The sequence below is a fragment of the Nonomuraea sp. NPDC050404 genome (assembly GCF_040655495.1).
Classification (GTDB): domain Bacteria; phylum Actinomycetota; class Actinomycetes; order Streptosporangiales; family Streptosporangiaceae; genus Nonomuraea.
The window spans coordinates 133,214-146,952 of record NZ_JBFAKB010000009.1 but is presented as its reverse complement, the minus strand read 5'-3'; the positions used below and the strand labels follow the sequence as shown (position 1 = coordinate 146,952).

The 13,739-nt window shown below is 71.1% G+C and carries 9 protein-coding genes; 6 read left to right on the top strand and 3 right to left on the bottom strand.

All coding sequences use genetic code 11. The features are described 5' to 3' along the window. Positions 1 to 50: 50 nt before the first annotated feature. On the bottom strand, positions 51 to 1,130 hold the full coding sequence (locus tag AB0I81_RS25765) for a LacI family DNA-binding transcriptional regulator (RefSeq protein ID WP_360661093.1): 1,080 nt from the start codon (positions 1,128 to 1,130) through the stop codon (positions 51 to 53). A gap of 121 nt (positions 1,131 to 1,251) precedes the next feature. Here AB0I81_RS25765 and AB0I81_RS25760 point away from each other — a divergent pair, with 121 nt between their 5' ends. Beyond that, positions 1,252 to 2,529 carry an alginate lyase family protein gene (locus tag AB0I81_RS25760; RefSeq protein ID WP_360661090.1) on the top strand — a complete coding sequence of 426 codons (1,278 nt, stop codon included), beginning with the start codon at positions 1,252 to 1,254 and terminating at the stop codon, positions 2,527 to 2,529. A 180-nt stretch (positions 2,530 to 2,709) separates the two neighbouring features. Here the strand turns inward: AB0I81_RS25760 and AB0I81_RS25755 are convergent, their stop codons facing one another. Then, a complete protein-coding gene (locus AB0I81_RS25755; protein ID WP_360661087.1) occupies positions 2,710 to 3,507 on the bottom strand; it encodes a hypothetical protein in 798 nt (265 codons plus the stop codon). 160 nt (positions 3,508 to 3,667) lie between these two features. Between AB0I81_RS25755 and AB0I81_RS25750 the strand changes: the two genes are divergently transcribed. The 5 genes from AB0I81_RS25750 (at position 3,668) to AB0I81_RS25730 (ending at position 9,704) form a co-directional block, all read left to right on the top strand. Further along, positions 3,668 to 5,020 carry a hypothetical protein gene (locus AB0I81_RS25750; protein ID WP_360661084.1) on the top strand — a complete coding sequence of 451 codons (1,353 nt, stop codon included), beginning with the start codon at positions 3,668 to 3,670 and terminating at the stop codon, positions 5,018 to 5,020. 66 nt (positions 5,021 to 5,086) lie between these two features. Further along, positions 5,087 to 7,015, top strand: coding sequence for a hypothetical protein (locus AB0I81_RS25745; RefSeq protein ID WP_360661081.1), 1,929 nt, complete (start codon positions 5,087 to 5,089; stop codon positions 7,013 to 7,015). A 21-nt stretch (positions 7,016 to 7,036) separates the two neighbouring features. Further along, positions 7,037 to 7,507, top strand: a complete 471-nt coding sequence (locus tag AB0I81_RS25740) for a hypothetical protein (RefSeq protein WP_360661078.1) — start codon at positions 7,037 to 7,039, stop codon at positions 7,505 to 7,507. Positions 7,508 to 7,565: 58 nt separating this feature from the next. Continuing rightward, positions 7,566 to 8,189: a PadR family transcriptional regulator gene (locus AB0I81_RS25735; RefSeq protein WP_360661075.1), complete on the top strand. Its 624-nt coding sequence runs from the start codon at positions 7,566 to 7,568 to the stop codon at positions 8,187 to 8,189. Positions 8,190 to 8,201: 12 nt separating this feature from the next. Beyond that, positions 8,202 to 9,704 (top strand): FAD-dependent oxidoreductase, encoded by a 1,503-nt coding sequence (locus tag AB0I81_RS25730; protein WP_360661072.1) that lies wholly within the window; start codon positions 8,202 to 8,204, stop codon positions 9,702 to 9,704. Between the two features lie 17 nt (positions 9,705 to 9,721). Here the strand turns inward: AB0I81_RS25730 and AB0I81_RS25725 are convergent, their stop codons facing one another. Then, entirely contained in the window at positions 9,722 to 13,684 is a 3,963-nt protein-coding gene (locus AB0I81_RS25725) for a sugar-binding domain-containing protein (protein ID WP_360661069.1), read from the bottom strand. Between the last annotated feature and the right edge of the window lie 55 nt (positions 13,685 to 13,739).

The following is a 13,739-nucleotide window of genomic DNA, read 5'->3' as shown; positions in this document are numbered from 1 at the left end:
GGCCTGGTTGTGGCGGTGTTGTGCGGAGGAAGCCTCGGAGAGAACGCTGTCTACCGCTGAGCCGGCCGTTCGGCCGACTGGCGGATGATCACGTGCGTGCCCAGCGTCTGATGTTGCTCCGCCCTGCCCGCGGGCCGGTCGAGCGCGGCCCGTACGGCGGTGCGGCCGAGCTCCTCGTACGGCACGCGCACGGTCGTCAGGCCGGGACGCAGGTCCGTGGCCAGCGGGATGTCGTCGTAGCCGACGATGGAGACGTCGTCCGGCACGCTGAGCCCGGCGTCGAAGACCGCCGCCATCGCGCCGCCGGCGACCACGTCGGTCTCGGCGAAGACCGCGGTGAAGTCCCGCTCGCCCCGCAACCGGGCGCTCACCCGCTCGTAGCCCGACGCGCGGGTGAACTCCAGGCCCAGCTCGAACAGACCCTCGTCCACGGGATGCCCGAGATCCGCCAGCGCCCGGCGGAACCCGGCCAGCCGGCCCGCGGTCGTGGTGAAGTCGGGATGGCCGCCGACGTAGAGGATCCTGCGGTGGCCGCGGCCGACGAGGAAGCTGGTCAGCGCGTAGGCGCCGCCCTCGTTGTCGTACTCGACGACGGTCGCGGGGATCCCGTCGCCCAGGGGCGGCCGTCCGCACAGGACCAGGCGCGAACCCGCGGAGTCGAGCGAGCGGGCGATGTCGGCCATCCGCGTGCGGTAGGCCGCGTTGTCGTAGGCCCCGCCGATCAGGAACACCGCGGCGGCCCGCTGCTCGCGCATGAGCTGGATCGCGGCCAGCTCGCGGGCCGGATCTCCGTCGGTGGTGGCCACCAGGCAGATGTGCCCGCGCCGCGCGGCCTCCTGCTCGACGCCGTGCACGGCCTCGGCGAAGGCGGGACCGCGCACGTCGTTGACGATGAAGCCGACGGTGCGGGTGGCGCCGCCGCCCAGCGCGCGGGCGTGGGTGTTGGCGACGTAGTTGAGCTCCTCGATCGCCCGCTGGACCCGTGACCTGGTGCTCCGCGCCACCGGATAGTTGCCGGCCACCACCCGCGAGACGGTGGACAGGGAGACCCCGGCGAGCTCGGCCACGTCCTTGATCGTGCTCTGGCGGCGGTCGAGGTCGTCCGGCATGTCGCTCCTTCGTCGTGCCACACCGCAAGTGTAGATAGCGTTGTCCGCCGATGCCGCACCTCGGTTGGGGGTTGTCCGAGTCCGCCGCTCGATCTACGTTTAGACAACGTTTTCTATGACGAGCGCTCCGGAAGGAGAGATCTTGTCAGTCATCGATCGCCGCAACCTGTTCAAGGCGGCCCTGGCCACCGGGGTCACCGCGGCCGTGGCCGGGCACACCACTTCCGCCCAGGCCACCGGGGTCACCGCCGCCGGGCACGCCACTTCCGCCCAAGCCACCGGGGTTACCGCCGCCGGGCACGCCGCCCCCGCTGGAGCCCTCGCGATCACTCATCCCGGCCTGCTGCACAGCAAGGCCGACCTCGACCGCGTCGCCGCCCGGGTGAGCGCCGGCGCGCAGCCGTGGAAGGCCGGCTGGGACCGGCTCCTGGCCAACGCGCACGCGCAGAGCACCTGGCGGGCCAACCCGCAGGCCACCATCATCCGGGGCGGGACCGGCCAGAACTACGGCATCCTCTACAACGACATCCACGCCGCCTACCAGAACGCCCTGCGCTTCCGGATCAGCGGCAGCACCGCGCACGGGAACACCGCCCGCGACATACTCAACGCCTGGTCGGGCACGCTGACCACGGTGACGGGCAACGCCGACCGCTTCCTGGCGGCGGGCATCTATGGATACCAGTTCGCCAACGCGGCCGAGCTCATGCGCGGCTACGCCGGCTTCGACCTGGCCCGCTTCCAGCGCATGATGCGCGGGGTCTTCTACCCGCTCAACGACGACTTCCTGACCCGTCACAACGGCGCCTGCATCACCAACTACTGGGCCAACTGGGACCTGTGCACCATGAACTCCGTCCTGGCGATCGGCGTGCTCTGCGACGACCAGGCCCTGGTGAACCGGGCGATCGACTACTTCAGGAACGGCGCGGGCAACGGGTCCGTCATGCACGCGATCCCGTTCCTGCACGACGGCGGGCTCGCGCAGTGGCAGGAGAGCGGCCGCGACCAGGGGCACACCCTGATGGGCGTCGGGCAGATGGGCGCCTTCTGCGAGATGGCCTGGAACCAGGGCGTGGACCTGTACGGCCACGCCGGCAACCGGTTCGCCCGCGCCTGCGAGTACATCGCCAAGTACAACCTGGGCGAGGAGGTGCCCTTCACCCCCTACACCTGGGGCACCGGCACCAACTGCGCCCAGCGCACCCACACCGCCGTATCCTCCGCCGGTCGCGGCCAGGTCCGGCCCGTCTGGGAGCTGGTTCACGGCCACTACGCCGGTCGCCGGGGGCTGGCCATGCCGTACACGGCCAGGGCCGTCGCGGCGGTCAGGCCGGAAGGGGGCGGCGGCGACTATGGCGGCAACAGCGGCGGCTACGACCAGCTCGGCTTCGGCACCCTGACCTGCGCCAGGGGCTGAATCCTTGCGCCTCGGCCGGACTCCGACGACCGGCGGGCCGACCGCGGGTGCGCCGGAGATGGCCCGCGCGGCCGCCGAGGCTCGACGGCGGCCCGGCTCGACGGCGGCCCGGCTCGACGGCGGCCCGGCTCGACGGCGGCCCGGCTCGACGGCGGAGCGGCGGCGCGGGTTGACGGGCTCTCACCGGGGGCCCTTCGTGCAGGCGGGGTAGACCGCCGCCAGCCGGTCGAGGGTGCCGGCGATCGCGGACAGGTCTCCGGGGGTGGTGGCGAGGGCGATCAGGAACTGCGCTCCGTCGCGGAACGGCCGCGGGTTGCTGGTGTCGGTGAGCCAGTCGTAGCAGGCTGCCAGCGGCTCCCGGGGAGAGGGGCGCAGCGCGGGCGCCAGGGTCGTCTCCTGGCGCAGGAGCAGCCGGTAGGCGGCGCTGACGGCGTAGAAGGCCAGCTCGGGAAGGGTGGGCCGGACCGGGTTGCCGGCCGGAGCGGTGCCCCAGTCAATGGAGGTCTGCTCGGCCGTACCCCAGGCGACGTTGTGCACCGCCTTGACCGTCAGCCGCCCGGCCGCGAGGTCGGTGAGATACCCGGCCCACAGCTGGGCGCCGGGATTGCCGTAGTCGTCAGTGCTGATCCTGCTGGCCAGGGCCACACCGCGGACGAGAGCTTCCAGGCCGGCGGCGTCGACGTAGGAGATCCAGGTGCCGGGCGCGCCCATGCCCCCGGCGATGAACCCTTCGATGATCCCCTCGATCGCCCTCCAGCGGGCGAAGCCGCGCTCGAAGCGCTGGGCGGGGCCGCGTTGCAGGTCGCGGACCAGGGCGAGTCGTTCCGGCATGGTCATGGCCGCCAGTTCGGCCCTGTCGCACGACAGGGTGGCCAGGCAGGGGGCGGGTGCGACCTGGGCGGACACGGGTGTGATGGCAGCGAGCAGGACAACGGTCAGGGCCAGGGACAGGGCACGCCACATGAGGGGGGAGATCACATGTCATTCATAGCAGTCAAACGATTACCTTCAGTGACATAGTTGCGTGCGGAGCCGGTGAAGCCGTGCTGAATGCGTCCGCTGTCACACTGGTGCCTTTGCGCCCCGTTGATCACGTACGCAGGAAGGCGATATGGCAACAAGGAAACTACGGTCACGCATGCTCCGCGCTTCGGTCGGCGCGCTGGTGGCCGGGCTGGTGCTGGCCGTCGGGCCGGCTACGCAGGTCGCACAGGCCGGGCAGGCGGAGCCGTTCCCGACCCCCACCGTCACGCCGAAGCCCGTCGCGAAGCCGTTACCGCGCATCGTGTCGCGGGCCGACGGCCTCTACAACGAGGCCACCGGCGAGGCGTTCGTCTCCCGTGGGGCCAACTACACCCGGCTGGCCAAGAACTCGGCAGGTCAGGTGTATCACTCGACCTTCGAGCCGAGCAGCTACAACCGGGCGAAGGTGCTCGCCTTCCTGGATCAGATGAAGCACGACGGCTACAACACGGTACGGGTGTTCATCGACCACGGCACGGGCACCGGTGAGCACGGCATGGGCCGTGGGCTGGGCACCCATGACAAGGCGTACGGGCCGTACATGGACACCTTCGCCTCCTTCGTGACGGACGCCGCCGCGCGCGGCATCTACACCGTGCCCTCGCTGGACGGCTTCCCGACCAACTCCTACTACTGGGGCATCGTCGGCGACGAAGGTGGGGCGAACCCCGTCAACATGGACGGGCGGAACCTGTCGTACATGGAGCATGGGCGGGTCACCGCGAAGGTCGAGTACGTGACCAACTTCGCGACGGCGCTGCTGGAGCGGATCGGGCAGCAGTACGGGACGGCGATCCTGGCCTACCAGAGCGACAACGAGGTGTTCTTCGAGTCGAACAAGGCGCCGTTCAACAAGATGACCGGCTCGGTCACGCCGCTCAACGGCGTCACCTATCACATGCGGGAGCGGGCCGAACGGCAGCAGGCGGCGAACGCGAGCCTGGTGGAGTACAGCCTGCGGGTCAAGCGCGGCCTCGACGCCGTGGACCCGGACGCGCTGCTGGCCATGGGGTTCTTCAGCTACCAGGCGGTCGGCAAGAACGGCCCCGACGGCTTCGCGGTGCACTGTGACACCAACTGCTCCCCCACCACCGACTACCGGTATCCGGTGCCGGCGGGCACGCTGTCCTACTGGGGCGCCGTGGATCTGCTCGACCTGCACATGTACCAGCATCACGGCGCGCCCGTGCTCGACCTGCACGCCATGGGCGACCGCAAGGACCCGTACATCGTCGGGGAGTTCGGCGCGTACAAGCCGCACTACGGCAACGACATCACCAAGGCCGCGTACGCGATGCGCGACCTGCAGCGGGACATGTGCCGCCTGGACTCGTCCGGCTATCTCTTCTTCGCCTGGGACACCTACGAGCCGCTCGCCTCGCTGGACAAGTTCTTCCAGATGACCGAGAGCGGGGGCGCCATCAACGGCCAGCTCGCACCGATCGTCCGTCCCGACCCCTGCGGCTGACCCGACGTAAACGATCAGTGTGACAACCTTCCCGGAGGTGTTCGGCCTCCGGGAAGGTTGGTGAGGATGGGTCCGCACAGGACGGTCACGATCCATGTCGGGTACGACGGGTACGTCGGGGAGTTCGCGGCCCCGGGCGAATGTCACGACGTAGCGGAGGTGGCGCGGGCCGGCCTCACCGATGCCGAGGACGTCGCCGAGGTGCGGTTCGCCGCCCGGACGGTCACGGATCTGCGGCGTGCGACGGTGTTCGAGCACTGGCTGCCCACGGCCTCCCGGTTCCGGCTGGAACTGGCGCACGTTCCCGAGCACAAGAGCCCGCCGCTGCCGTCGGTGAACGACGAGGATCTGTGGTCGCGCAACATGGCGCTGCGCCCGCAGGACGGCGTCAACCAGACCGTGAAGGTCTGGGAGTGCCTGCAGCGGATGACCGCCGGGCGGTCGGCGGGGCGTGGCTGGGAGCTGGAGTTCGAGTTCTGCCACAACGTCCCGCTGGGAGCGATCCTGACGGCGGTGTGCCGGGCGCTCGACGGTCACCGATCCATGCGATCGGGCCCGGTGGCCGGTCCGACCGGCCCCGGCACCATCTTCCCGAACCTGACCCTGATCAAGGACCCCGCCCGGCACCGCTTCAGCACCCGCGCCGAACTGGTCGAACAGGCCGTGAGCGTGGCGGCGAAGGGGGCCGGGGCGGCGGACAGCGCCATGCCCGTGGTCGCGGAAGAGGCCGGGGCGGCGGGCAGGGCCGCAGTCGCGGAAGGGGCCGGGGCAGCGGAGAGGGCCGGGGTCGGGGTCGCGGAGGTGCCCGAGATCGCGCGGACCCCGCCGGTGGACGAGCGGTCGGTGAACCCGACCGGTTTCCTGCGCCGGGTCGGCCCTTCCTTCGGCACCCTGCACGCCGCCGGCCACCGGCACAGCGTCGTGGTCGCCGGGCAGCCGCCGGTCAGGCTGCCGCTGAGCGGCGAGGTCACCGACCGCGAGATCTCCGGCCTGCGCGGCGTACGCGGAATCCGGATCCCCTTCCCGGTGGAGGCCCAGGACCGGCGCGTCGTCGCCCGCATCGTGGCCGGGCTCGGCGCGGCCGGGGTGCCCCTTTACGGCGAACCGCACCCCGGATGGCCAGGACTGCTGGGCGGCGAACTGGCCGCCCTGCTCACGACGCCGACCGAAGAGCTGCTGCGTGACGACCTGTACCGCGAGGAGCACAGCATCCTGCTGCGCCGGCACGTACTGCGCGACCATGGCACGATCGGACGCCTGCACCCCGGCGAGCGCCCGCGCGTCAGCGTCCTGCTGAGCACCAAACGTCCGGAGCTGGTGACCCGCGCCGTCACCCAGGCCCGCGCGCAACGCGGCGTGGAGGTGGAGGTCATCCTCGCGCTGCACGGCTTCCCCGCCTCGCTGGTGCCGCCGGACATCGCGGCGCAGTGCGCGGTGATCTGCGTTCCGTCCAGTGTGGCGCTGGGGGAAGTGCTCAATCTGGCCGCGGCACGCGCGGGTGGCACGTTCCTGGCGAAGATGGACGACGACGACATCTACGGTCCCGACCATCTCGCGGACCTGTCGCTGAGCCAGCGGTTCTCCGGCGCCGAGCTGGTCGGTTTCTCGGGCGAGCAGGTCTACCTCGCCGAGCTGGACCTCACCGTGGGGCGCATGGCGAACATCGAGGTGGAGAAGCCGACCTCGGCGGTCGGGGCGGGAATCCTGGCGGGCGCGTCGCTCCTGGTCAGCCGGTCCGCCTTCGACGCGCTCGGCGGGTTCAAGCCCGTACCGCTGCACGAGGACGGGGAGTTGTGCGCGGCGGTGCGCAGCGCGGGGGGCCTGGTCTACCGGCAGCACGGCCTCAACCACATCTACTACCGGGGCGCGCCGGAGAAGCACTCGTGGCAGGTGCCCAAGGAGTGGTTCCTCAACGGCGACCCCCGCCGCTGGCCCGGCCTGCACCTCAACCGCCTGATGGCAGATAGTCAGCCCCAAATAGTTGACACTGACTAATCGGGGGTGGATATTAGAGACATGAACACCACAGAGCTTCAGACCCCCGCCCGCATCCACGTCGACCACAGCGACCAGAAGCGTCTCGGCTCCTGGACCACCGCCCGCAACTTCGAGGTCCGCGCCCGGCGCGGCTCGGTCGTCATCGACCTGCGCGGCCCGTCCATCCCCGACGGCGATATCGAGCTCGACCTGCGCGCGGACCGCGCCATGATCAAGCTGCTGGTGCCCGAGGACGCCCTCATCGACCACCAGGACCTGACCTGGACCGGGCGTGGCAAGGTCAAGCAGACCTTCCACCACAACCCCGCCGCCGGCACCGGCCGCCGCATCCACCTGACCGGGCAGGTCCACGACGCGGAGATCCGCGTGCACAGCGGCGGCGTCGCGGTGTTGTCGGCCATGTTCACCCGCGACTACGTGGCCGACGTCCGCCGCGCCCACGCCGACGGCACCTTCCCCACCGTCGACGACCCGACCCGCACGGCCTGACCCGCACGCCTGGCCCCCACGCCCGACCCACACAAACACCGACAGCGAGGAGAACGAGATGGCCGGCAAGCGAAAGGTGAGCAACCTGCTCGCGCTGGCGGTGCTGTCGTACCTGATGCAGCGGCCCATGCACCCCTACGAGCTGGGCCGCACCCTGCGCGAGAACGGAGACGCCCGCAGCATCAAGTACAACCACGGGTCGCTCTACATGGTCGTCCAGCAACTGACCAAGGCCGGGTTCATCGCCGAGCAGGAGACCAGCCGCGAGGGACAGCGGCCGGAGCGGACCGTCTACGGCCTCACGGACGCCGGACGCGCCGAACTCCGCGACTGGCTGCACGAGCTGATCGCCGAGCCCCAGCACGAATATCCGCACTTCGTGGCGGCCCTGTCCCTGATCGCCGCGCTCCCGCCCGACCAGGTCGCCGACCTGCTCAAGACCCGGCTCGAACACATCGCCGAGCAGCGCGCCGACTCGCAGCACCAGATCGACCTCGCGGCGGCCGACAACGTGCCGGGCCTCTTCCTGCTGGAGGAGGAGTACCGGATCGCGCTGCTGGACACCGAGGCCGCCTTCGTCGGCCGGCTCATCGAGCGCATCGCCGACCCGGCCACCGACTGGATGGCCATGTGGACCCACTTCCACCGGCAGGCGGACCGCCTCTCCCCCGAACAGCCCTGACCTGGAGCCCAAATGTCCGTCCTCATCGTCGGCGGTGGCATCGCCGGCCTGTCCACCGCCCTGTTCCTGTCCCACCACGGCGTGCCGTGCACCGTCGTCGAACGCCACCCCGACCTGCTGATCCATCCGCGAGCCCGCGGCCTGACCTCGCGCACGATGGAGCTCTACCGCCAGGCCGGCCTCGAACGGGCCATCCTCGGCGCGGCCTACGCCGGCAGCGACTTCACCTGGATCCCCGTACAGGCCGACACCCTCAACGACGACGAGTACACCTCTCCCGACGAGCCGCAGGAGGACGACGGATCCGGCGCGAGCCCGTGCGGTTTCGGCCCGATCGACCAGGACAAGCTGGAGATCATCGTCCGTGACCGGGCCCGAGAACTGGGCGCCGACCTGCGCTTCAACACCGAACTACGCGACTTCGAGCAGGATGAGAACGGGGTCACCGCGACGGTCGTCGATCGGGCGACCGGAGAGCGGCAGACCCTGACGGCCGACTACCTGGTCGCCGCCGACGGCTTCCACAGCCCGATCCGGCAACGGCTGGGCATCGAGGTGGACGGCCCCGGCCCGATGTTCACCACGCTCACCGCGATCGTGGACGCCGACCTCACCCCCGCCGTACGCGGACGCGCGGCCACCATCGCCTACCTGCAACAACCGCGCCCCTACACGATGATCATGGCCCACGACATGGAGGGCAGGCGCTGGGTCTTCGGCACCGGCTTCGACGACTCCAAGGAGTCCATCGAGGACTACGACGACGAGCGGATCGTCGCCATGGTGCGGACCGCCGCCGGCCTGCCCGACGCCGAGGTACGGCTCCGCCCCCAGATCCCGGGCACCGACCACAAGGTGCTCGCCTTCCCCATCGGCGCCCACATCGCGCGCCGCTACCGCGAGGGCCGGGTCTTCCTGGCCGGCGACGCCGCCCATGTCTGGCCGCCGACCGGCGGCCTGGGCGCGAACGCCGGCATCCAGGACGCGCACAACCTGGCGTGGAAGCTCGCCTGGGTCATCAAGGGCCAGGCCGGCCCCGGCCTCCTGGACACCTACGACGCCGAGCGCCGCCCGACCGGAATGGCCACCATGGGGCAGGCACTGGCCAGGTTCGGCACCAGGATGGGGCCCGGCGAGGGGCCGGAGATCATCGACTACGGCTCGATCGCCATGGGCTACCGCTACCCCGCTGAAGGCGGCTCGGCGGACCCGTCGCCGGTGTTGCCCCGCCTGCTCGACGGCGAGCCCGGCACCAGGGCGCCGCACGTCGAACTTCCCGACGGCACCTCCACCCTCGACCGGTACGGCTCCCGCTTCGTCCTGCTGACCGCGGAACCCGGCTGGAAGAGCGACGAGGTGGACGTCCACCAGGTCGGCCGGGAGGTGGCGGCCGCACACGGCATCGACCCGTCAGGCGTCGTGCTCGTCCGCCCCGACGGCTTCGTCGCCTGGCGCAGCCTTACGGCGAGCGCCGCGGACCTCGACGCCGCACTCGCCAGAATCCTCCGGCGCTAACCCCGACGGTCACATGCTCACCGACCCCCGCCTCCGCCGGGGTCGCTGCGGGCTTCGAGGCGGGTGATCGCCTGGGTGCCGGCGTTGCCGCGCAGGCCGGCCCCGTAGTGCCAGCCGTCCAGCGCCCCGGGCTGGGTGAAGTCGACTCGTCCCTGGGTGGTGCCCGTCATGATCTGGGACCAGCCCCAGCCGCGCCCCCGATCGACCCAGGTGCTGATCGAGTTGCCGTCGAGCACGAACGCCCAGCGGTCGCCGGGCTCCAGGATCCCCGTGCCGCTCCTGGCGCTGGTCAGCTTGCCGTCGAGGACGACGTCGATGCCGTGCCCGCCCTTGACCCCGGTCCAGGCCATCACGTAGTTGCGCGAGTCCTTGACCAGCCCGTTGAACAGGGCGTCCTGCCCCTTCCCCGTGCCGGTCCACTGCCCGTGATCGACGATCACCACGGCCCGGGAGCTCTTCGGCCCCGAGCCGTGGGCGACCAGCCCGTAGAAGGCATCCGGCCCCTGAGCCCGCAGGCTGCCCGCGCCGAAGGCCAGTGGCGGCAGCGCCTCGCTCGCCGAAGGCTGGTGGACCGTGTAACCGGCGCTGGAGTCGGTGTCGAAGCTGTCGTCCACGCCGACCTCGGGGTAGGCGTCGGGCGCGAACCCGACCGTCGATCGGCTGACCGCCTGGATCGCCCGCCCGCCCCAGCTGGCGGTGGCGGTGAAGTCAGCGGTCCGGCCGGTCAGCACCGGCACCTGCGACCGTACGGTGAACGCGACGTGCCGGGCCTCACCGGGTTTCAGCGAGCCGATCACGTCAGGCTCGGCGGCGGTCGCGGTCCAGCCCTCGGGGGCCGACAACCGCACCCGTGCGTCCCGCACCGTCCTGGCGGTGTCGTTGACCACCGAGACGATCGACGTCCCGGCGCCGGACGACGGGGTGATCGCGGCAGGCGCCTGGTACACCGACAGGCGGGAGTCCACGGCCCGGAACCGCGGACGCTCGTCGGGCACCGGGGCACGGCCGCCGACCAGCGCCGGCGCCGCGCCGTGGCGGCCGGAGCGGACGCCGAAGATCGACAGGCCGCCGCCGTCGGAGGCGAAGCGCAACTTGACGGTGCCGGTGTCGCCGAGTTGCCGTGCGGTGATCGGGATGGCGACGCGGTAGCCGTAACGGTTGCCGAAGTCACCCGCGAGGGAACCGCGTGACCGGCCGGCCAGCGCCGTCGGGCCGTGGGGGTCGTCGGGCAGTTCGATCGCCGGCAGCGGAGCGCCGTTGACGGAGACGGTCAGGCGGGTGGGGAAGCGGCGGGCGGTGGTCACGTTGTTGGGGTCGTACCAGCCTCGGGCCTGGGCGGAGGCGACCTCCGCGACCAGGGTCGCCGGGCCCCCGTGAACCGGCGCCTTGACCTCGTACTCGAAGTAGCCCCGGCCGCGTCCGGTGACCCAGTCGGAGCCGCCGGTGGTGTGCGCCTGGGCCCCGCCGGTCCACTCCTGCGCGGTGACGTCGCCGGGTGAGAAGCCGCCGTCCTGGACGGGGGTGTCGAAGGTGAGGTAGTTCTCGGCGACGGTCTTGCCGCCGGCTTCGAGCCAGATCCACAAATGTCCGGCGCGCAGCTTGGCGGGGGCGGTGACGGACACGGTGCCGGCGTCGGTGACGCCGTACCGCGCCGGGGTGACCGGCCGCGAGCCGCTCCCGCCGGCGTCGGGGACCCAGCGGCCCCCGTCGTCGTACCCGCCGATCTTCCACCGGAGCCTGGCCCGGGAGAGGTCGTGGTCGGAGAAGTGGCTGACCTTGACCGGGACCTCTATCGTGCCGCCGCGCCCGACGGTCCGCGCCGACCTGCCCATCAGGGAGAGCGCGTCGTCGCGCTGGAACATCTCGATGCCGCGCGGCTCGCCGTCGTGGTCCACGAACTCCGGCCGGTTCGGCTGCCGGTCGAAGGTGATCGGGCTGTGCACCTCCTGCTCGGTCTCGGCCAGTTGCACGCCGACGTAGCCGTTCAGCTTGGGATAGGCGCGGAACAGGCTCGCCGTGTGCGGGAACTGGCCGGACCTGATGGCGAACTCGGAGTTGAGCCAGGGCTGCCCGCTCTGCGCGCCGTCGTTGAAGTTCCACGTGGAACCCGGCTTGACCTGGGCGTCGAAGCCGTCCAGGAGGTTCTTCCACTCGTCGTAGGTGGCCAGGTACCAGTGGAAGTCGTTGAGGTCGGTCTGGTCGCCGAGGTGGCCGTTCTGGCAGCAGGCGGAGTTGTCGACGATCAGCCGGCCCGGGTCGAGGTCGCGCGCGACCTGCACCATCCTGCGCACGTACGGGAAGGCTTCGGCCGGGATGGGCTGCTGCCACGGTTCCTTGTTGATGCCCCAGGACTCGTTGAAGATCGTCCAGATCACGACCGACGGGTGGTTGTGATCGCGCCGGAGCGTGTTGCGCAGCAGGCCCTCGAAGAGCCGTTCCGCCTCGGGGCCCAGGGAGTGCCAGCCCGCGTTGGGCAGGTCGTACCAGATCATCAGCCCGAGCTTGTCCGCCCAGTGGTAGTAGGCGGGCTCGTTGACCTTGAGATGGTTGCGGATCACGTTGAAGCCGAGCTTCTTGGCGTTCTTCAGGTCGAGCAGGATCGACCCGCGGCCCGGCTCGGCCTCGGTTCCGGTGCGCAGGTCGGGGCCGGCGGTGAGGCCGGTGTAGGTGTACAGGCCCCATGGGTTGTAGCCCTGGTCGAGGACGCCTCGTACGTAGATCGGCCGGTTGTTGAGGTGGATGTATTGGTATTCGCCGGTGTGTCCCGGAGCCCATTTGCGTTCGATCGTGCGCAGCCCGAAGGTGGTCCGCAGGCCGTCGTCGTCGCCCAGCAGGAAGTCGGCGGTGTAGAGCGCGGGGTCGTCCGGCTCCCACAGGCGCGGGCGTTCGATCGGGATGCGCGCCGTGCCCCGGCCGTCGGTCAGGGGGACGGTGGCGGTCCCGACGATCTTTCCGCGCGGGTCCTTCACCCGTACGGTGGCGCTGTCGCCGCCGTCGGCCGCGACGTCGATCTTCGCGGCGGCCGTGGACGGGGTGCGCGAGTCGCCCTCGAAGGTCAGTTCGGGCGTCACCCGCGTCTCGGTGAGCCGCGCGCCGGCGTAGGGCTCGATCCACACCGACTGCCAGATGCCGCCGACGTCGCTGAACCAGCCGGTCTTCGCGCCGGCGGGCTCCCCCGTCTGCTTGCCCTGCGGGTACGGCGAGTCGGGCGTCGTCGGCGGCGCAACCACGCGGATCGTCAGCGTGTGGGTGGAGCCAGGGTTCAGCGCGCCCAGCCCCGCACTGATCTCGGTGTAGCCGTCACCGGAGTAGGGCAGCACCGGCTCGCCGTCGAGCCAGACCGCCGCACCCCAGTCGGCGGCCCCGATCCGCAACCTCACCTGCTGGTGCGGGAAACCCTTGGGCACGGTGAAGGAGCGCCGGTACCAGACCGTTCCCCGGTAGGCGGCGAAGGCGCTGCGGAAGACCTCCTTGGTCGCCAGCTCCTCCTCGCCCCACGCGGCGAGCGACTGGTAGCCGTACGGCACCCGGATCGCCTTGCCGAACGTGCGGCCGGGATCGAACCACCGCTCCCGCTCACCGACGTCGCCGGGATCGAAGTCGAACGACCAGGTGCCGTTCAGCGACATCCAGGCGTCGCCGGTGAACGGCCGCCGATCCGCGTCGGGGCGCGGGTACTCCGTCCTGGCCGGAGCGGTGTCCCGCTTCAGCTTGAGCGTGACCGCGTCCCCGGTGGTCGCGGCGGAGAAGGCGTATCCCTCCTTGGCCGCGACCACGAGGGCGCTGCTGTCCGGCACGCCGGCCAGGGTGAAGGTGCCGTCCCCGGCGGTGGTGGCGAACACCTCGGTCCTGGCGGCGTGCACGGTGGCGCCCTCGATCGGTGCGCCGCTGCCCTCGTCGAGCACCCGGCCCCGGAGCCCTTCCGACCCGGCGTGCACCGGGACCGCCGGGCACAGGAGTGCCAGGACGGTGATCAACACGAGCGCTAATTTTCGACGGGACATCGGCTGCACCTGTCTGTGGGGGGTGTGATGG

Bases quoted from the DNA above. Each gene is read 5' to 3' on its own strand.
- AB0I81_RS25750 (WP_360661084.1), top strand. From the start codon at position 3,668: ATGCTCCGCGCTTCGGTCGGCGCGCTGGTGGCCGGGCTGGTGCTGGCC.
- AB0I81_RS25730 (WP_360661072.1), top strand. From the start codon at position 8,202: ATGTCCGTCCTCATCGTCGGCGGTGGCATCGCCGGCCTGTCCACCGCC.
- AB0I81_RS25745 (WP_360661081.1), top strand. From the start codon at position 5,087: ATGGGTCCGCACAGGACGGTCACGATCCATGTCGGGTACGACGGGTAC.
- AB0I81_RS25740 (WP_360661078.1), top strand. From the start codon at position 7,037: ATGAACACCACAGAGCTTCAGACCCCCGCCCGCATCCACGTCGACCAC.
- AB0I81_RS25735 (WP_360661075.1), top strand. From the start codon at position 7,566: ATGGCCGGCAAGCGAAAGGTGAGCAACCTGCTCGCGCTGGCGGTGCTG.